This window comes from Corynebacterium cystitidis, from assembly GCF_900187295.1.
Classification (GTDB): Bacteria; Actinomycetota; Actinomycetes; order Mycobacteriales; family Mycobacteriaceae; genus Corynebacterium; species Corynebacterium cystitidis.
The window spans coordinates 2,468,994-2,487,610 of the sequence record NZ_LT906473.1; the positions used below are offsets into that span (position 1 = coordinate 2,468,994).

At 58.4% G+C, this 18,617-nt stretch carries 16 protein-coding genes; 9 read left to right on the forward strand and 7 right to left on the reverse strand.

Annotated elements, in window-relative coordinates; genetic code table 11:
* The 3 genes from CKV99_RS11695 to CKV99_RS11705 form a co-directional block, all read right to left on the reverse strand.
* A complete protein-coding gene (locus CKV99_RS11695; protein WP_197697189.1) occupies positions 1-1,257 on the reverse strand; it encodes an MFS transporter in 1,257 nt (418 codons plus the stop codon).
* 11 nt (positions 1,258-1,268) lie between these two features.
* Positions 1,269-2,609 carry an amidohydrolase family protein gene (locus CKV99_RS11700; protein WP_231910239.1) on the reverse strand — a complete coding sequence of 447 codons (1,341 nt, stop codon included), beginning with the start codon at positions 2,607-2,609 and terminating at the stop codon, positions 1,269-1,271.
* 192 nt (positions 2,610-2,801) lie between these two features.
* On the reverse strand, positions 2,802-4,046 hold the full coding sequence (locus CKV99_RS11705) for an aminotransferase class V-fold PLP-dependent enzyme (RefSeq protein ID WP_092258925.1): 1,245 nt from the start codon (positions 4,044-4,046) through the stop codon (positions 2,802-2,804).
* A gap of 312 nt (positions 4,047-4,358) precedes the next feature.
* Between CKV99_RS11705 and CKV99_RS11710 the strand changes: the two genes are divergently transcribed.
* From CKV99_RS11710 to glfT1, 4 genes are all read left to right on the forward strand, one after another.
* Positions 4,359-4,772 (forward strand): hypothetical protein, encoded by a 414-nt coding sequence (locus tag CKV99_RS11710; protein ID WP_092258922.1) that lies wholly within the window; start codon positions 4,359-4,361, stop codon positions 4,770-4,772.
* A gap of 49 nt (positions 4,773-4,821) precedes the next feature.
* Positions 4,822-5,670, forward strand: coding sequence for a galactan export ABC transporter permease subunit Wzm/RfbD (gene wzm / locus CKV99_RS11715; protein ID WP_092259253.1), 849 nt, complete (start codon positions 4,822-4,824; stop codon positions 5,668-5,670).
* 96 nt (positions 5,671-5,766) lie between these two features.
* On the forward strand, positions 5,767-6,609 hold the full coding sequence (gene wzt, locus CKV99_RS11720) for a galactan export ABC transporter ATP-binding subunit Wzt/RfbE (RefSeq protein WP_092258919.1): 843 nt from the start codon (positions 5,767-5,769) through the stop codon (positions 6,607-6,609).
* Positions 6,610-6,993: 384 nt separating this feature from the next.
* Positions 6,994-7,905, forward strand: coding sequence for a galactofuranosyltransferase GlfT1 (glfT1, locus tag CKV99_RS11725; RefSeq protein WP_092258916.1), 912 nt, complete (start codon positions 6,994-6,996; stop codon positions 7,903-7,905).
* 45 nt (positions 7,906-7,950) lie between these two features.
* Here the strand turns inward: glfT1 and CKV99_RS11730 are convergent, their stop codons facing one another.
* Genes CKV99_RS11730 through CKV99_RS11740 form a run of 3 tightly spaced genes read right to left on the reverse strand, consistent with a single transcriptional unit; the run spans position 7,951 to position 9,981 of the window.
* Positions 7,951-8,460, reverse strand: a complete 510-nt coding sequence (locus tag CKV99_RS11730) for a GtrA family protein (RefSeq protein WP_092258913.1) — start codon at positions 8,458-8,460, stop codon at positions 7,951-7,953.
* 11 nt (positions 8,461-8,471) lie between these two features.
* Positions 8,472-9,443 carry a hypothetical protein gene (locus tag CKV99_RS11735; RefSeq protein ID WP_143063441.1) on the reverse strand — a complete coding sequence of 324 codons (972 nt, stop codon included), beginning with the start codon at positions 9,441-9,443 and terminating at the stop codon, positions 8,472-8,474.
* 25 nt (positions 9,444-9,468) lie between these two features.
* Positions 9,469-9,981 carry a hypothetical protein gene (locus tag CKV99_RS11740; RefSeq protein WP_092258907.1) on the reverse strand — a complete coding sequence of 171 codons (513 nt, stop codon included), beginning with the start codon at positions 9,979-9,981 and terminating at the stop codon, positions 9,469-9,471.
* Between the two features lie 35 nt (positions 9,982-10,016).
* Here CKV99_RS11740 and CKV99_RS11745 point away from each other — a divergent pair, with 35 nt between their 5' ends.
* The 5 genes from CKV99_RS11745 to CKV99_RS11765 all read left to right on the forward strand — a co-directional run bounded on the left by CKV99_RS11745 (position 10,017) and on the right by CKV99_RS11765 (position 18,277).
* The gene (locus CKV99_RS11745; RefSeq protein ID WP_092258904.1) at positions 10,017-10,253 is read left to right on the forward strand and encodes a hypothetical protein; all 237 of its coding nucleotides are present in this window, start codon (positions 10,017-10,019) and stop codon (positions 10,251-10,253) included.
* Positions 10,254-10,396: 143 nt separating this feature from the next.
* Positions 10,397-11,812, forward strand: a complete 1,416-nt coding sequence (locus tag CKV99_RS11750; RefSeq protein ID WP_092258901.1) for an FAD-binding oxidoreductase — start codon at positions 10,397-10,399, stop codon at positions 11,810-11,812.
* A 44-nt stretch (positions 11,813-11,856) separates the two neighbouring features.
* On the forward strand, positions 11,857-12,624 hold the full coding sequence (locus CKV99_RS11755) for a decaprenylphospho-beta-D-erythro-pentofuranosid-2-ulose 2-reductase (RefSeq protein ID WP_092258898.1): 768 nt from the start codon (positions 11,857-11,859) through the stop codon (positions 12,622-12,624).
* Between the two features lie 28 nt (positions 12,625-12,652).
* The gene (locus CKV99_RS11760; RefSeq protein ID WP_231910033.1) at positions 12,653-14,782 is read left to right on the forward strand and encodes a galactan 5-O-arabinofuranosyltransferase; all 2,130 of its coding nucleotides are present in this window, start codon (positions 12,653-12,655) and stop codon (positions 14,780-14,782) included.
* A 30-nt stretch (positions 14,783-14,812) separates the two neighbouring features.
* On the forward strand, positions 14,813-18,277 hold the full coding sequence (locus tag CKV99_RS11765) for an arabinosyltransferase domain-containing protein (protein ID WP_408607540.1): 3,465 nt from the start codon (positions 14,813-14,815) through the stop codon (positions 18,275-18,277).
* 46 nt (positions 18,278-18,323) lie between these two features.
* Here CKV99_RS11765 and CKV99_RS11770 read toward each other — a convergent pair whose 3' ends face one another.
* On the reverse strand, positions 18,324-18,524 hold the full coding sequence (locus CKV99_RS11770; RefSeq protein WP_092258895.1) for a hypothetical protein: 201 nt from the start codon (positions 18,522-18,524) through the stop codon (positions 18,324-18,326).
* Positions 18,525-18,617 lie beyond the last annotated feature (93 nt).

The window sequence follows — 18,617 nt, forward strand, 5'->3', positions numbered from 1 at the left end:
TTACGCTGCGACCATCTCCGCTTCGTCGTAAAGCTCAGGCGCTAGCGCACCCTTGGAAGCAAAGGTGATCACTGCAGCTATCGCCAGCAGCACCGTACAGATGATCAGCAAAGTAATCATCGATGCCTGGGCCAAGATCGCACCACCAGCAGCAGAAGCGATCATGATGGAGAAATTAAAGGTGGCCGACTGAATCGAGGTGGCCACAGCTTTACCGCTTTTCACCTGGCGAGTGGTGGCAGCCTGGAACACCGAGACTAGCGCACCGAAACCAAAGCCCCACACGATGAAGCAGATGTGCGCCAGCACAACTGTGCCACCAGCAAACGCGAACACTAGGAATGCTAAACCGCCAAGGCCCAGCATGGCAGTAATCAGCTGGCGCAAGTGAGAGTCCGAAAAGCGCGCGGCGGCGAATACCGAGATGAAACAGCCGATACCAAACAGGATCTGCGCCAACGCCAAGCTGGGGAACTCAATGGTGTCCACCAGGTTGGTGATGTACACATAAATGGCGTAGTTTGCCACCACTGCAAGCAGCGTCAACAGCACAACAAGCAGCACACCACGGTTGCGGATGATGGTCCACACCGAGTTTTCTTTGGAGCGGGCCTCACCCGGGGCCTCAGGCACGACGAGCAGCATGAGCAGGAAAATGAGGACCGTCATGACACCCAGGGTGTGGAACTCCACCCGCCAACCAAAGCTGAGGCCGACCCAGGTCATCGCAGGCACACCAATCGACATACCTACGGTAGTACCGGCCATGATAATTGCGGTAGCTTGTCCTGCCCGTTCCTGGGGTACCAGTTTCATGCCGAAGGCCGCGATCATCGGCCACAGCACACCGGCGCACACACCACCAAGCAAGCGGCCCACCAGGGCCATAGCATAGGTGGTGGAAATCGCCACGATGAAGTTGGACAGGGCAAACCCAACCAGCAAGATCAGCAGCAGTCGCTTTCGCGGCATAGTCACTGTTAACGCGATGAGCGGGATGGCCGAAAGGGCAGACGCAATGGCGTAAACGCCAACAAGGTTGCCTGCCTGAGCTTCAGTAATATTGAGCCCTTCCATCAGTTGCGGCAAGATGCCCGAAGGCACAAGCTCTGACAGGATCGCCATCATCGTCACTGTTGCCATGGAGACTAGGACGAAGAAAGACACTCCTGTGCGCGCAGTGGTGGGCCCAGCGTTTACAGCATCAGCAGCCGCAGTTGTGTGATTTCTTGAATTGTCATGAGGTTGGGAAGCCATCGTTGCTCGACCTACGCCCCAACTTCTGGCAGTTCAAGATCCTGCTCCAGCGTGATGGAACGCTTGAACAGGTACTCGCCTGCGCGTATCGACGCAAGAACGTCTGCACGCTGGCGGACTGCCTCCAACGCATCTGGCGCGTTGAGCACCAGGAAGTTTGCATCCTTGCCTACTTCCAGGCCGTAGTCATCCTGGATGGACAGGGTGGTGGCACCGTTGTAAGTAATCAGATCAAGTGCTACCTCCATCTCCGCGAAAGACATGGTCTGCGCCAAGTGCAGGGTGTTATCCAGCACGTTCATCAAGTTGCCGTTACCGGCTGGGTACCAAGGATCCACGATGGAGTCTTGGCCGAGTGACACGTTGATGCCTTCCTCCAGGAATTCCTTCACCCGCGTCAAACCGCGGCGCTTCGGGTAGGAATCGGCACGGCCTTGCAGGTAAGCGTTTTCTGTGCCTTGGGAAGTGAAGTTAATGCCGGACTTCTTAAACAGCCCCATCATGCGGAAGGCATAAGCATTATCTGCAGAACCAAAGGAGCAGGTGTGAGATGCTGTGGTGCGGGTGCCATAGTCGTCGGCAAGCACGCGCGCGTTGAGCAGTTCGACGAAACGCGACATCGGATCATCGGTCTCATCACAGTGCACATCGATCAGCTTGTCGTACTTCAGCGCGAGATCGACGGTTTTGTGGACCGACTCCTCGCCGTACTGGCGGGCCCACTCGCTGTGCGGGATGCCGCCGACAACATCGGCCCCCATCTTCAAGCCTTCTTCGACCAGTTCCGCACCGTTCGGGTAGTTGTGCATACCTTCCTGCGGGAAAGACACAATCTGGATGCTGACAGTGTCTTTGAGTTCTTCGCGTAGCTCAAGCATTGCCTGCATGCCGATCAATTCAGGGTCAGTGACATCGACGTGGGTGCGGATGTACTGCACACCATGGATCATTTCTTCGTAGATGCCACGCAGCGCACGGCGCTTGACATCATCAACGGTTTGGTTCTTCTTGATGTGCGACCAGCGCTCAATACCCTCGAAGAGGGTGCCGGTGAGGTTATCGGCTGCCTCATCGTCGCGACCAGTACCGATATAGTCGAGGTGCAGGTGCGAATCGACGTATGGCGGGACGACTAGTTTGCCATCGAGATCGATCGTCTCATCGGCGTCAGGGAGATTGGTGCCAATTTCTTTGAACTTGCCGTCTTCAACCAGGATTTCATTGGCCTCTGGTTGGCGGTAGACGGTGAGGTTAGTGAACTTTTTGGTGGACATTGGTTTGCCTCCTAGCAAACTCGGGTGATCTGGGCAATTCGTGCGTGCTACCTGGGCAGAGACTGCGTTGCCACTCATGGTTTTCACTCAAGCACGCCTTCACCCTCCACCATAAGTATGATTTTCGAACAGTAAAGGGTACATTCAGGCGCTGTTTTGCAAATGTGCAGGTCAATCCAATTTCTACTAATATTTTGTGATGAATCTCATAAGAATTACCTGATTAATAGATAATAGTTTTCATCCCCAAAAACAGAAGGCTCAAGAAAATTAAGCCAGGGAGGCAACCACGCGCACCAGATGATCAATGTCGGCGGTGGTATTGAACGGCCCCAGAGAGACGGTGACAGCACCGCCGATCTCGTTGACACCCATGTCCGCCAGCAGCGCGGTTGGTGGCGTGACCGTGGTGACCACCCTGTTGTCCACCAAGCGCTTGTACACCGTGTCGGCGGGAACACCGTTGACGATAAAAGAGAGACGAGGAAGGCGTTGCTCAGGCGCTCCCACTGCAGCCTCACCCGAGACACCAACGATGTGTACGGCAGGCAACACGCGCATCGCCCGATAGAGTTCCTCAGCCAACGTGTCGAAGTAATCCGCCAAGTCCACCATTGACGTTTCCAGCCGCATCCGGCGACTCACTCTGCCCTTTTCAGCAGGTGGCACCAAATCAGCCAAATGCTCGACCAGCGGTGATACCCCACCTGCCAGGCCGGGGGCAACATCGAGAGCAAGCTTGTTAGCACCCTCAGTTGAACCGAGCGGGGACACAGTATCCAACCGGCGGAACATCGCCTCGTCACGGAACACCAATGCCGCAACCTGCGGTCCACCCAACGCACCAATATCAACTGCGATAATGTCCACACCCCACTCGTCGGCATCAATCAGGCGGTAGGGGGCGTAGTTGGTGGCGTCGAGAAGCACCCACGCGCGCGACCGGTCGCGCACACACTCCGTAATAGCGGCAACATCCACGATCGTGCCCAGGAGCCCATCAGCAGCGGGGATCGACACAAGCCGGGTGGCACCGTCGACAAGCTGATCATACTGGTACGCAGGCAACACTCCCGTGCCCAAATCCGGCTGCGCCCACCGCGTCTCGGCGTTGGTATTTTTAAACGCCACCAAATGTGCCGGATTCTCCAACGTAGACAACACGACAGACGAGTTGTAGCGGAACTGCTGGCGCATTGCAGCAGACAAGGCGGCGTACAACGTGGGTAAGTTCGGCCCCAACACCACACAATCCGCGGTCGAGCCCACAAGATCAGCAATAGCGTGGCGCGCATCCGCAACAAACGCCAGACCTTCCGGGCGGCCCGCATAGCTCCGCGAGTGCGAACCAGCCTGCGTATCAGGCGCGGCGGCCTGGGTGGACATGCGAAAAGAGCGCGCTACCGCCGCAGACACCCGCTCTGGAATCTGCGGACAATCATGGGCATTGAGGTAGGTCCACCCGTCAGAAAGGGAAGTGTACAGCCCGCGGACACTAAACACGTCGTATGTCATGCACAGTTCCTTTCCTCAACGCCTTAGTGGCCCATTAGATCGACGCAACGGGCAATCCCTCCCTTGCTATTCAACCACTTCCCGCCCGCCAACACACACCGGATCCCCTCTCGGGTTCCCTCACAGAATCAACACCGTGAGCGACAGAGCAGTCACGCTCTGCGCGCGCCTGCCCAGTTGACCAAAAACTGCTGGTATGCACTGATATGTGGCTTGATAGCTACACTATACTCACGCCAAGATTCTAGGCACACGTCCGGAGGTCAGATGACAAGAAGAAAGCCCACACGTACCCAGAGCTCAGCAAAGGCGATGGCAGGGGCCGTCGTCACGCTCGGGCTCACAACCCCCTTAAGTGCGTGCACCCCAGACCAGCCCACGCCATCGTCGACAAGCGCGCGTAGCACCGTGACCGTGACCGAAACCTCACCTGGCCCCACGCAGACCCTCGACCACACCGTCACGGAAACCGACACAATCACCAAATACGTCCACGCGGAAACCACCGTTGACACGCCGGGCCCGCTCCCCGACGCCGAGAACACACCCGACCCCAACGCCCCGCCACCCGAGGGCTTCACATGGGAAGAAGTAGGCCCCCACGGCAGCGAGCGAACCTGTACGGGCTACCAACGGGCGAGTACCGACGAGACGGCCCCCTGCTTCAAAAAAGAAGATGGCTGGTACTTCCACGCCCTTCGCCCAGAACCCAACTACCCCGACTAGTGTGATAAGCGTGCTTGATAAAACAGAATTGCGTCACGACGTGGCCCGCATGACATCGGATACCCACGACAACACGCCACCGTCGAAATCCAAGACTTTCGGCGCCGCCATCAAAGACCTCACCAAAGGATGGGGCCAATACGAACTGTGGCTGGAACTAGGCTGGCAAGACATCCGGCAACGCTACCGCCGCTCTACCCTCGGCCCCCTCTGGATTACCATCGCCACCGGTGTGATGGCCGTCGCCCTGGGCTTGTTATACGCGTTGCTGTTCCAAATCGACTGGCGCCAATTCCTCCCACACGTCACCGTCGGCTTCATCGTGTGGGGTTTCATCTCCGGCTGCATCAAAGACGGAGCCAACGTCTTCATCGACAACGAAGGCCTGATCAAACAGCTACCATCAGCGCTGTCAGTGCACGTCTACCGGCTAGTGTGGCGCCAACTGCTGTTCTTCTTCCACAACCTGATCATCTGGGTCATCATGGTTCCGCTCCTGGGCATACCGCTGACCTGGGAAGTGCTCATGGCGGTACCGGCGCTGCTACTCATCGTGCTCAACGGCGTGTGGGTGACCATGTTCTTCGGCATGGTAGCCACCCGCTTCCGCGACGTCGCCCCGCTACTAGAAGCGTTAGTGCAGCTCGCGTTTTACGTCACCCCCATCGTGTGGACCACCCACACCCTAGAAGTCCGTGGCGGCGAAGTAGCGCACCAGGCCAAAATCGTCGAGATCAACCCCCTGTTCCACTACCTCGAAATCATCCGCGCCCCCATGCTCGGCCACCACGTCGAGGCCTACCACTGGTGGATCGTCCTCGGCTGCACCCTCGGCGGCATCGCCCTCACCTTGCTCGCCATGCGCCAATGGCGCTTCCGTGTCTCCTACTGGGTGTAACGCTCGTTCCTCGCGTTACACGACAAAACCCACCTCGTTCCTCGCGTTACACGACAAAACCCACATAGCCTGGCCGCACCTACAGAAAGACATCACATGGTTTCCATCGACACCTACAACGCGTGCGTAGACTTCCCCATCTTCGACGCAAAATCACGCTCCCTCAAGAAGGCCGTGTTGTCGTCGGCAGGCGGCGCCATCGGCAAAAACGATGCCAACACCGTGGTCGTCGAAGCGCTCAAAGACATCAACCTGCACTTGCGCGAAGGCGACCGCGTGGGGCTTGTCGGCCACAACGGTGCCGGCAAATCCACCCTACTGCGCCTGTTGTCCGGCATCTACGAACCCACCCGGGGCGTTGCAGACGTGCGCGGCCGCGTCGCCCCCGTCTTTGACCTCGGAGTGGGCATGGACCCAGAGATCTCCGGCTACGAAAACATCATCATCCGCGGCCTCTTCCTCGGCCAAACACGCAAACAAATGAAGCAAAAGATGGATGAGATCGCCGAATTCTCCGAGCTTGGAGATTACCTAGCCATGCCGCTGCGCACCTACTCCACCGGCATGCGCGTCCGCCTCGCCCTGGGCGTGGTCACCTCCATCGAGCCGGAGATTTTACTTCTCGACGAAGGCATCGGTGCCGTCGACGCCGCATTCATGGCCAAAGCCCGCGTGCGGCTAGCTGAGATGGTGGAACGCTCCGGCATCCTCGTGTTTGCCTCCCACTCCAATGACTTTCTGGCCCAGCTGTGCACCACCGCCCTGTGGATCGACCACGGCGAAATCCGCAAGGCAGGGCTTGTCGACGAAGTGGTCGAGGCGTACGAAGGCCCAGAAGCTGGCGAGCATGTGCGCTCACTTGTGGAACGCTTCCACGGTGATGACGCCGACAATGAAACCCAATCGAACCGCCATGAGCAGGACACTTCTGAGGATTAGAGACATCTCCTTTCCTTTGACACGGAAAACCCCCGCTAGTGACAGTGCCGTACCACGTCAGCAGCGGGGGTTTTCACTTGCATGAAAGCCGTGCCTCACATGCAAGGGCGCTAAGAAAGTCGAGGTGCGTAACCAGCGAGAAGAGACTGATTACGCGTCTAACTGAATATCCACACCAGAAAAGAACATTCAGAAATGAACACGCTTTCTATTAGCGTCATGCTCTAAGCTAACACGTCAGAGATGTCTAATCAATTTTTCAGAAAAACTATTTCTAACTTAACTACCGGCCGCTAAATAATTAAAGTCGCAAGTATTGCGGATTGCTCACTGGGCCGTGTCCACTCACCAAATTCCTATCAAGGTAGTGGCACAATAAACACCATGGCTGACACTCCACCACTGAACCCCACTGGCACCACCGCCGCCGTCATCGTCACCCACAAACGGGTGGAGCTACTTCGCAACTCGCTTAAGAAAGTGGTGCACCAAACCCACCCCGTCCAGTGGGTGATCGTTGTGGACAACGGCTGCGAGCAGGCGGTGGAGGACCTCGTCGTCAAGCTCGCTGGCGACAAAGCGGTGTACCTGCCCTCGAAGACTAACTTGGGTGGTGCCGGCGGATTCGCCTACGGCTTCTTGCACGCGCTGGCACTGGGGGCGGACGCGATCTGGTGCGCGGACGACGACGGCATGCCTGCCGACGAGGGTGTCCTCGAAGAACTGTATCGCGTGGCACAGCGCGAAGGCCTACACCAGGTCTCGCCGGTGGTGGCCAACATTGATCACCCGGACATGCTGGCATTCCCGCTGCGCCAGGGTCTGACATGGAAGCGGCGCCGCGACGAACTCGAGGGAGACTTCCTTGCCCAATACGCCTCACTATTTAACGGCGCGCTGATCTCTGCGGCAGCGACGGAGCGCATCGGCGTGCCGGACTACCGCCTGTTCATCCGTGGCGACGAGGTAGAGTACCACCGCCGCCTCTCCCAGTCCGGGCTGCGGTACGGCACCGCGTTGACCACCGCGTACGTACATCCGGACGGGTCGAGCGAGTTCCACCCCATCATGAACGGCAAGGCGCACGCCCAGTACCCCGACAATGAGACGAAGCGCTTTTTTACCTACCGCAACCGTGGCTACATCATCGGCCAGCGTGGCATGAAGAAGATGCAGTTCCAAGAGCTCGTGCGTTTCGGCTGGTTCTTCTTAGTGCAGCGCAAAAACCCCCGCGAGTTTTTCCAGTGGTTTAAGCTGCTGCGCAGGGGCGCACGCGAGGATTTCCGCAGACCTTAGGGCGTGGCTGGGTCTGCCCGCGCATCAGCCTAGCGCCAGCTCCCGCTAGTCTTTCTTGAAGATCAATACACGCTGCAGCACGAAGTTTGTGATGGTTGCAACACCTTGGGCGATCACAAACGAGATCGTGTCTTTCACTCCCCCCTCGAAGCCGATGGCGATCAGCGGGGCGTTGGTCACCCAGTACATCAGCTGTTGGATGGCAAAGGTGGAGGCATACAGGATAAATACGGCCAAAGCCTTCCTTGCGCTCACTGCGGATTTGAAGGTGAACTTGGAGTTCAGCAGATAAGCAGCCAAGGTGCCGAAGACCCAACCGATGGCCTTGGCCACCTGACGGTCCCACCCCACCACGTGGGTAAACAGCATGGTCAACGACCAGTCAATGAGCGCGGTAAAGATGCCTACCGCGGTGAAACGAACAAGCTGCACGATCGCAGAACTGTCATCAAAACGCTTCTCCTTCGGGCTTTCAGCCGTGGCTCGCTCATCGCGCGATGTGGAACTCATCGCAGCCTGTTGCTCTGGGGTGGGTTCTGGGGGCATGGTAGGCATGAGCGTCCATCCTAGTCGGTGACACTCGAGTTACGCAGCAGCTCGCGGAACACGTCCAGCCTGTCCGCCGGAGCGACAACATCGTCACCGTAGGCACCGATCGACGACAACGTCTCCAAGGAACTGGTGCACAGCCGCTTTGTGTCAGCAGCTGACATGCCAGAACCGGTGGCGGTGGTCCACCCCAACGCCTCCATGGTCTCCTCAATGACAGTGTCCGTCAGTTCATCGGCAGCCAAACACGACAGACCCAACACCGTCGACCAGAACGCATCCACCTCAATTGGTGCGGCTTCCCGTGGCAAAGATTCCAGGGCAGACTCGACAGGAGAGGACAAATCCACGTGCCGGTCTAAGTCAATGGCCTGCAGCAACGGGATGAAATCGAAGATTTTGGCTCGCTCAATCACATCGCGCACATCCGGCCTCGTGGCCGCAAGCACGGAGTCGACCACGCGCTCGTCGACAAGCGATGCGTTAATCTCCGCAAGATCGAAGCTGCTGCCGGGCAGCTCCCCCACCCCACCGACACACAGCAGGCGCGGGGTATCCTCGTCGCGGGGCCAACGATCACCCAAGATGAGGGTGAAATGGTGCAGCCCGTAGTGAAAATGCAGGTGGTCACCGGTACGCAGCAGCAGCGAACCCAGCGTTAACGCGCCGTTGAGGCGGCCGGCGTCGTCACGCCCCAACGTGAAGCGGGCTGGGGCTGGGCCGAAAGACATACCGAAAACAATGCCGAGCCCGTCGCGCACCTGATCCAACTGGGTTGATTCGTCAATGCCGATGTGCCGGATCACGTGTTCCCCCGCAGCAACGGTTTCGGCGCGCACGAGCAGCGTGTGGAACCGCGATTCCGTCTGATTACGCGAAACACGACGTGCAGCGAGATTAATCACGTTGCTGACATCGCTGTCACTTTTCTCGCCGAAAAAACCGAGAGAGCTGAGTGGCTCGAGGCGAGGCTGGGTCATGCGTGGCATGGCCCCCAGCGTAGCGATTTTGGGTTTAGTCAGTCGCGCCCACGGGCAACGGCCGGCGCGCCTGCGCTTCCATCGCGGCGAAAGCCAGCGCGCTCGTGGCAAGACCTAACACACTGTGGGGCTTGGCCACACCCTTTGCACCCAACCACGTGCCCAGGGCTTGCTCGACACGGCTGCCACCTGCCACAACGACAGCGGCAATGAGCAATAGGGCGACGATCACGCCCCAGGTAGTAGCCACAGAGGCGACGGGCGCGTCGTCGTTACGCTCCTCGCGCTGCAGCACTGCGGTGAGGTCATTACGCGGGTCTTCGTCGAACGCGTTGAATGCGGCGACGGTGGCGAGATTGGCTACGGCAATGGTGCCACGGGCGACCCAGCGGGCTGTAGCGCTGTGCGCGTAGTCGGGTACCGCCACCAGCGCGCCGATAAAGCCGGCTTGTAGGGCGCGGCCGCCGGTGGTGTTGTCGAGGGCGTTGTAATCAATAGCTTCGTAGGTAATTTCTTGGGTAGCTTCTTGGGAGGATCCGTGTTCCATAGTTGCCTATCGTATCTGGACAGTAGGGTGGGGGCATGAGGAAGCACTATCAAGGCGATGATCCGGATGCCACTCACGTGGCAACTCAGTTTGTTGAAGCCCCGTTGGATGACTTCATGACGCGGCTGATGGCCCAAGAGCTACCATTTTTGGATTCCCATTCGCGCATTAAGATCTACGAGGTTTTGGCCGAGCATAAAGCGCAGGGCTTGCCGACGATCACCTCCCAGGCCGATCTTCCTGCGGAAATCCGGGAGATGATGGATTTATAGGCTTTAGCCTCATACTTTAATTAATGGGATTTATTTCACAGGTTTCTTTACAACTTTAGTTAGATCACACCTGTAGACTGTCCTGTGCACTGCGCGCTAATTACGTGCAAATCTGTACGCCGTCTGTAATGAGAATGGAAAAGATGGAACTACACACTACTGAAAAGTCCCTCTACGGCTGGGGCCGTACCGCTCGAACCAAAGCCCATGTGCTGGCAACCTCTGACCCTGAAACCATTGTCAAGGCTGTCCAAATGGTGGCTGAGCAAAATGAGTCCCTGCCCTCCAACGCACGCCGTGGCGTGATTGCACGTGGCATGGGCCGCTCCTACGGCGACCCAGCGCAAAACGCGGGTGGCCTCGTCATCGACATGCAGCCGCTGAACCAGATTCACTCGATCGACCCTGAATCGGGCATCGTCGACGTGGACGGTGGCGTGACCCTCGACCAGCTGATGCGCGCCGCCATCCCGTACGGCCTGTGGGTTCCGGTTCTGCCGGGCACCCGCCAGGTCACCATCGGCGGCGCAATCGGGCCAGATATTCACGGCAAGAACCACCATGCAGACGGCTCCTTTGGCGACCACATTGTGTCCATGGACCTGCTGGTCGCCGACGGCCGGATCCTTGAGCTCAAGCCTGAGGGCAGCACCGATGACCCGGATGGGGAGCTGTTCTGGGCCACCGTGGGAGGCATGGGCTTAACCGGCATCATCATGCGCGCCAAGATCAAGATGACCAAAACCGAGACGGCTTATTTCCTCTCAGACACAGTGCGTACCAAAACTCTTGATGAGACCATCGAGGAGCACTCCAACGGTTCTGAAGAAAACTACTCCTACTCCTCTGCATGGTTTGACGCCATTAACCCGCCACCAAAGACGGGTCGTGCCACCATCTCCCGTGGCTCACTGGCCACCTTGGAGCAGTTGGAAGAGTTCGCACCAAAACTGGCGAAGGATCCACTCAAGTTCAGTGCACCGAAGCTGATGACGGTGCCCGACATCTTCCCGTCGTGGACCATGAACAAGTTCACCTTGAACACCATCGGCGAACTGTACTACGCCATGGGTGCGCCAAGCCAGAACGACATTAAGAACCTAACGCAGTTCTACCAGCCACTAGACATGATCGGCGAGTGGAACCGCGGCTACGGCCCAGCAGGCTTCCTGCAGTACCAGTTCGTGGTGCCACCACACGCAGTGGAAGAGTGCAAGAGCATCGTCTACCAAATTCAGGCATCCGGCCACTACACCGCGCTGAACGTGTTCAAGCTGTTCGGCGAGGGCAACCGCGCACCATTGTCCTACCCGATGAAGGGCTGGAACATCTGTGTGGACTTCCCAATCCGCCCGGGACTCAACGAGTTCTTGGACCGTTTGGACAAGCAGATTCTGGAGTTCGGTGGCCGCCTGTACCTGGCGAAGGAATCCCGCACCACCCCGGAGATGTTCCACGCCATGTACCCCGGCATGGAGGGCTGGCTGAAGACCCGCAACACCATTGACCCGAATGGTGTGTTCGCCTCCGATATGTCCCGCCGCCTCGAGCTGCAATAGGGATCCCGCAAGCTCGATCCGATCGATAAAGAATAAGGAAAAACATGCTGAATGCAGTAGGCCAAGCACAACACATCCTCCTTCTGGGCGGTACCTCCGAAATCGGCTTGGGCATCGTCGAGGAGTTCGTCTCCCGCGGCGGTAACCCCACGGTCACCCTGGCTGCCCGTAAGGAATCCCCGCGTATCGACGACGCGCGTGCCCAGATTGAGGCAGCCGGCGCTGGGGCGGTCAACGTGATCGATTTTGATGCCACCGCGTTTGATACTCACCCCGCCGTGATTGATGAGGCGTTTTCTCATGGTGACATAGACGTCGCCATCGTCGCCTTCGGTTCCCTGGGTGACCAGGAGCAGCTGTGGCAGGATCAGCAGGCCGCCGTCGACTCGGCGCAGCTGAACTACACCGCGCCTGTGTCTGTCGGTGTGCTGTTGGGCCAGAAGTTTAAGGCCCAGGGCCACGGCACCATCGTCGCGATGAGCTCGGTGGCCGGTATGCGCGTGCGTCGCTCTAACTTCGTCTACGGCGCGTCCAAGGCTGGTGTGGATGGCTTCTACACCCAGCTGGGCGAAGCTTTGCGCGACTTTGGTGTGAACGTCCTCGTCGTGCGCCCCGGCCAGGTGCGCACCAAGATGACAGCGGACATCGAAAAGGAAGCGCCACTGACCGTTAACGTCGACGACGTGGCAAAAGAGACGGTCGAGGCAGTGCTGAAGAAAGAATCCCACCTGTTCGTTCACAAGGCGTTCGGGCCCGTTTCATTTGTTCTGCAACACATTCCTGCCCCCATCATGCGCAGGCTGAACCTCTAATTTGGTCATATATGGGAGACTGTCAGATATGACCGTTTCTCCCACCGAGCACAATCAAGACCAAGCTCACCCCCCTGAGGGCGGATCCGCCTCCTATGCGGTACCCCCCTCACGCGGGACTACCTCACCGATGGCAACCACCGGGTACGCCCCGGATGCCGTCTCCAGCGCTCGGACTATCGTGTCCGTGCTGGTGTACGGAGCCCTCGGTGGGGTGTTGGTATTGGCTGGCTGGCTTGTGTTACGCGCAACCTCCTTGCCCGCGTTTTCTACCTCGAATGTCACCCGGGCGATCAGCTCGGCGGCCACCATGATTGTGCTACTGGTAGTCGTGCTCGTGGTGTTGGGGTGGTTGCGTGATATCAACAGGGCGGAGGCCGCCGCTAAAGCCACCGGCGCTGGAACTACCGGCGGAACTACCGCCGGGGCTACCGCTGGGGTTGCTGTGCAAGCGCGACCGAAGTGGAAGGAACTGCTCGGCGAGACCATCTGCTACCTCGCCCCTGCAGGATTAGTCCTCACTAGCCTGGGTATCCCACTGTCGGCTACGAAGCTGTACCTCGACGGCATCCAGGTGGACCAAGGATTCCGCACCCAGTTTTTAACCAGGATGACGGAAACGGCCGCCAACCAGGACATGAACTACATCGACATGCCCACCTACTACCCCATTGGGTGGTTCTGGTTGGGTGGCCGGTTGGCCACCATCTTGAACCTGGCGGGTTGGGAGGTGTACCAACCGTGGGCGCTGGTGTCGATGGCTGCAGCGGTGGCCGCTGTTGGCCCCGTCTGGCGAAAAATCCTCGGCTCGTTGCCTGTGGCCACAGCCGTTGCTTTAGTGACCACCGCGATTGTCCTCGTCATGGCTCCGGACGAGCCCTACGCCGCCGTCGTCGCCATCTTTGTACCAGCCATGGTGATCCTCCTGCGCCGGGCACTAATGGGGTCATGGCCGGCCACGCTCGCGCTCATGCTGTACCTCGGTGTCTCCGCGTGCTTCTACACCCTCTACACAGGTGTGGTGGCACTCTCGGTGGTCATTCTCAGTGCATTGGTGGCGGTGCTTTTCTTGCGTTCGTGGATCCCACTGCGCCAGACGTTGGTGATTGGCGTCGGTGCCATCGCCATCGCCCTGCTCGCATGGGCCCCATACCTCGTGGAAGTGCTCTCGGGTGCACCCACGAATGGGGCCACCGCCCCTCACTTTTTGCCTGAAGAAGGCACCAGCTTCCCGGTTCCATTCCTCTCCTTCAGCGTGGTAGGCCTGCTATGTTTGTTCGGTCTGGTGTACCTGATTGTGCGGTTTGTCGAGCCTGACGTGCGCATGCTTGCATTAGGGCTCATGGTGTTCTACCTGTGGGTTCTCGCCTCTAAGGTGGCAACGCTTGCTGGTACCACGCTGCTGGGGTTCCGCGTCGAAACGCTCATTGTGCTCACGCTGGCTACTGCTGGTGTGCTTGCGCTAGCCGATATCCGCCTGGTGGGTATCGAGTACCTCTACCCAGCACGCTTCAGCCTTGAAACGAATCGACGCATCACCACCGCTTTTGTTGTCGTCGTGGCGCTCGGCGGGCTGCACTACGTCCAGCAGATCCCCGCGGAAAATGAATCCTTCATCGACCAGGCTTACCAAGACACCGACGGCAACGGTGAACGTGCCGACCGCTACGCCCCTGACGCCGGGCGTTACTACAGCGACGTCGACGAGAAAATTCAGGCTGCGGGGCATGTGCCGGGCGAAACCGTCATCTACACCGACGAAGTCAACTTCATGGCCTACTACCCGTACCACGGATTTAACGCTTTTACCAGCCACTATGCTAACCCCCTCGGCGAGTTTGATGCACGCAATGAGGCACTACGCCATTGGGCAGACGCGTCCTATAAGCATGCCGATGACCCAGCCGCATTCATTAAGGAGCTGGAGAACACACCATGGCAGGCCCCAGAAGCATTTGTCTTCCGCGGATCAACGGAGAACAGTAAGTCGAGCGGGGGCTCACTGGAGCCGTGGAAGACACACATCGCCGAAGATATCTTCCCCAACCAGCCGAATGTACGCTATGAGGGATTGTTCTTTAACCCGGCGGTCTTCGATAGCCCAGAGTGGGACACCAGCCAGGTCGGCCCCTTCGTCGTGGCCGTCCGCACGCAGTAACCGCCTTAGCCCAAGTCAGGATTAAGAGAATTGAATGACGTACAGACAGTAGAAATAGGAGATACCGGAAGCACCGCCACTGCAGCCGGTTCAACATACCAGTCAGCCTCGAGCGGTCTGAAAAAAACCGCGATCGTGACTGGCCTGCTGGCCTTTCTCCTTTTCGTGCTCACTCCGTTTCTTCCGGTTAACCAAACGCAGTCGTCGTTAAGCTGGCCCCAGGACGGCACGCTCGAATCCGTCAACGCGCCGTTGATCTCCATGGCGCCGGAAAACCTCGAGATCACAGTGCCCGTGGCCGCCTTCGATGCAGTGCGCGACGGCCAATCGACAGTTGTTGGCACGCTGCCGGATGGTTCCGAGGAAGCGTATGACCGCGGGCTGTTCGTCACCGCCACCGAGGGTGGTGGCGCGTCGGTCAGCTCCCTGAACAAGGTCGTCTTCGAGCTCAGCCCGGAGGAATTCGGCGCGCTTAACAACGACGCCGTTGTGGAAATTTCCGCCTCCGAAGAGGGGGTGACTGTGTCTGTGCCAGGCACCAGCCACAAGGAGAACACTGATGAGGATCTGCGCCCACAGGTCACTGGTATTTACACCGAAATCGACGGCGATGCTCAAGCCTTGATCGACGCTGGTCTTAGTGCAGACGTGGAGATCAACTCGCGGTTTACCTCCACTCCAACCACGCTAAAGTTCCTGGCGATGGCGGGGGGAATCCTGTTGACCATCGTGGCCCTGGTGTGCCTGTGGCGCATGGATCAGGCTGATGGCCGCCGGTTCCCGCTGTTTAACTCCACGTGGCGCACCGTCAAGCCGCTTGATGGCATCGTTGTGTTTGTGCTGGGTTTCTGGCATATTTTCGGCGCGAACACCTCCGATGATGGCTTCATTTTGACCATGGCGCGCGTGGCCAATGATTCCGGCTATATGGCCAACTACTACCGCTGGTACGGCGTGCCGGAGTCCCCTTTTGGCTCCCCGTTTTATGATCTGCTGTCGTTGCTGGCCACCGTGTCCACCGCCTCTGTGTGGATGCGCCTGCCCACCTTGATCGCAGGTATTCTGATCTGGTTGCTGCTTTCTCGGGAGATCCTCCCACGGCTCGGCGATATCGTCGCTAAGCGCCGGATGGCGTACTGGACAGCGGCGTTTATGTTCCTGGCGTTCTGGCTGCCCTATAACAATGGTGTCCGCCCGGAGCCGATGGTGGCCCTTGGTGTGATTGTGACGTGGGCGCTGTTCGAACGCTCAATTGCCACCGGCCGGCTGTTCCCTGCGGCCTTGGGAACCATGGCGGCAGCGTGGACGCTAACGGTTGGACCGACTGGCCTGATGGCCGTGGGCGTTTTCTTGATCTCACTGCCGCACCTGTTCCGCATCATGCGTGCGCGGCTGATGTACGCCCCATGGATCACATATATCGCGCCGTTTTTGGCCGCAGGCACCACGGTGCTCGTCCCAGTGTTTGCAGACCAAACCCTGGCCACTGTGCTGGAATCTACCCGGGTGCGCAGTGAAGTTGGTCCGGCGCTGGAGTGGTACTCGGAATGGGTGCGTTACTCCACCTTGTTCCAGCAATCGGTGGATGGTTCTTTGACCCGTCGCTTCGCTATGTTCACCATGCTGTTCTGCCTCATTTTGGTGGTGTGGTCCTTCTCGCGTTTCGGCGCGGTGCCGGGCGCTGCCAAGGGCCCCACGTTGCGCATGCTGCTGATCGTCGCGCTGTCCATGTTCTTCCTCATGTTCACCCCGACAAAGTGGACCCACCACTTCGGTATTTATGCCTCCATCGCCGGCGCTGTTGCGGCGTTGGGGGCGGTGGTGCTCTCACACATCGCGATTAAGTCGGTGCGCGCCCGCACCCTATCGATAGCCGCCGTGTTATTCCTGTTGGCCATCACCCTTGCTGGCTGGAATGCGTGGTGGTACGTGTCCTCCTTCAACATTCCGTGGTGGGACCGCCCGGTACAGTTCAAGGGCATTGAGGCGGCCAATGTCATGCTGATCATCGCGCTGATCGTGCTGGGCATTGGCTTGTGGCAGTCTTTCAAGCACTCTTATCAGCGTGGTAAAGCCTTGGAGGCTGGAACTGTTGAACAATTCGACGCGGCCCAGCGCACCGCTGGCGGCAAGTTCAGTGGCATCATGTCAGCACCGATCGCGGTCGCCTCGATTGGCATCGTTGTATTCTCCATGTTGTCGTTTACTAAGTCTTTCATCGACCAAGCCCCTGCCTACTCTGTGGGGATGGGTAATGTCCGGACTTTCGCAGGAGAAAAGTGCGCGCTAGCCGTCGATGCGATGCTGGAGACTAACACCAACGATGCATTCCTCACCCCTGTCGACGGAGTGCCTCTGGGCCGCTCCCTTGAATCTGGCAAGATCCGCGGGTTTCACCCCAGGGGAGTGCCAGAATTCATTGAACCGAAGAATATGAATTCCGCTTCGGTGGGTGCCATCGGTGATTCTTCGCAAACGACGTCCGGCAACGCCAATACTGGGTCCCGCACCACGACCGGTACTACCTCTGATAGGGGCTCTGATTCGGCGGTTCCTGAGACCACCAACAATACAGAAAGCACCACCCAGGAGGCGATATCTGAGCAGTCCACTTCTACAGGTAAGACACAAGGCAATCGTGGCGAAGAAGAAACCGGTATCAACGGCTCCACCGTCAACCTGCCGTTCAACCTCGACTACACCCGGATCCCGGTTGTTGGCTCCTGGGAAGAGGAACCACGTGGCACTGCTGAGTTGGAGTCCTCGTGGTATGAACTTCCTGCGGCTTCGGACACCGCTCCTTTGCTGGTCATTTCAGTCGCGGGCAAGATCGAACACAAAGACATCAACGGCATCTCGGAGGAAGGCGAGGAGCTTGTGGTGGAATATGGGTCGCGTAACGACGACGGAACCTATGAGGTTCTCGGCGAAATCGAAATGCTGGATTCTGGCCCCACCCCATCCTGGCGCAACCTGCGCTATCCGTTGAAGGACGTGCCTGAAGAAGCCGAGGTTGTGCGTATCGTGGCTAGCGACACCTCGCTAGCCTCCGAGGACTGGATCGCCGTGACCCCGCCACGTGTTCCGGAACTGAAGTCGATGAATGAGATCATTGACTCTGACACACCGGGGCTGATCGATTGGTCGACAGCTTTGCAGTTCCCCTGCCAGCGCACTTTCAACCACTACGCAGGGGTTACCGAAATCCCTGAGTTCCGCATCTCCCCGGATGCGCCAGGGAAGGCTGAGTTGTCGGGTTTCATGGACTTCCTCGGTGGCGGTTCGCTGGGCACTGCTGAGGCCGTGAACTACTCCTACGAGGTTCCTGGCTACCTGCGCAATGATTGGCAGCGTGACTGGGGGTCTGTGGCGAAGTATGAGCTGCGTACCAACTCCATTGGCGAGGAGCCAAAACTTGCCACTATTGACCATGAGGAGATTATTCGCCACGGGCTCTGGCACCCCTCGGACATGAAGATCCGCGACCTGGAGTAGCGCTTGGAGTAGCGCCCGGAGTAGCGACTGACTTTAAAGCATTGTCTCAGCCCGCTTCAAACGGGTTGATGACGGTGAGGCCGAGGCCGCCAAAGGCGGCTACCACCACATCAATACTCGTATCAATGCCTCCGGTCTCTTTAGTTCGTTCGAGCATATCTGCAAGCCAGGGGCTTTGGATATCTCCTCGGCGTGAGGGTTCTGCTGCGACGGTGGTCTCAATAATTGCGTGGGCCTCAGCTTCCATTGAGCGGCCGTTGAAAACCGGGCGCTCCTTGCTATAAATGCATTGCCCGTTGAATGCATTTTGATTGCATGTGCAATGCACTTTGATTCTATG

Bases quoted from the DNA above. Each gene is read 5' to 3' on its own strand.
- CKV99_RS11695 (WP_197697189.1), bottom strand. From the start codon at position 1,257: ATGGCTTCCCAACCTCATGACAATTCAAGAAATCACACAACTGCGGCT.
- CKV99_RS11700 (WP_231910239.1), bottom strand. From the start codon at position 2,609: ATGAGTGGCAACGCAGTCTCTGCCCAGGTAGCACGCACGAATTGCCCA.
- CKV99_RS11705 (WP_092258925.1), bottom strand. From the start codon at position 4,046: ATGACATACGACGTGTTTAGTGTCCGCGGGCTGTACACTTCCCTTTCT.
- CKV99_RS11710 (WP_092258922.1), top strand. From the start codon at position 4,359: ATGGCAGGGGCCGTCGTCACGCTCGGGCTCACAACCCCCTTAAGTGCG.
- wzm (WP_092259253.1), top strand. From the start codon at position 4,822: ATGACATCGGATACCCACGACAACACGCCACCGTCGAAATCCAAGACT.
- wzt (WP_092258919.1), top strand. From the start codon at position 5,767: ATGGTTTCCATCGACACCTACAACGCGTGCGTAGACTTCCCCATCTTC.
- glfT1 (WP_092258916.1), top strand. From the start codon at position 6,994: ATGGCTGACACTCCACCACTGAACCCCACTGGCACCACCGCCGCCGTC.
- CKV99_RS11730 (WP_092258913.1), bottom strand. From the start codon at position 8,460: ATGCCTACCATGCCCCCAGAACCCACCCCAGAGCAACAGGCTGCGATG.
- CKV99_RS11735 (WP_143063441.1), bottom strand. From the start codon at position 9,443: ATGCCACGCATGACCCAGCCTCGCCTCGAGCCACTCAGCTCTCTCGGT.
- CKV99_RS11740 (WP_092258907.1), bottom strand. From the start codon at position 9,981: ATGGAACACGGATCCTCCCAAGAAGCTACCCAAGAAATTACCTACGAA.
- CKV99_RS11745 (WP_092258904.1), top strand. From the start codon at position 10,017: ATGAGGAAGCACTATCAAGGCGATGATCCGGATGCCACTCACGTGGCA.
- CKV99_RS11750 (WP_092258901.1), top strand. From the start codon at position 10,397: ATGGAACTACACACTACTGAAAAGTCCCTCTACGGCTGGGGCCGTACC.
- CKV99_RS11755 (WP_092258898.1), top strand. From the start codon at position 11,857: ATGCTGAATGCAGTAGGCCAAGCACAACACATCCTCCTTCTGGGCGGT.
- CKV99_RS11760 (WP_231910033.1), top strand. From the start codon at position 12,653: ATGACCGTTTCTCCCACCGAGCACAATCAAGACCAAGCTCACCCCCCT.
- CKV99_RS11770 (WP_092258895.1), bottom strand. From the start codon at position 18,524: ATGGAAGCTGAGGCCCACGCAATTATTGAGACCACCGTCGCAGCAGAA.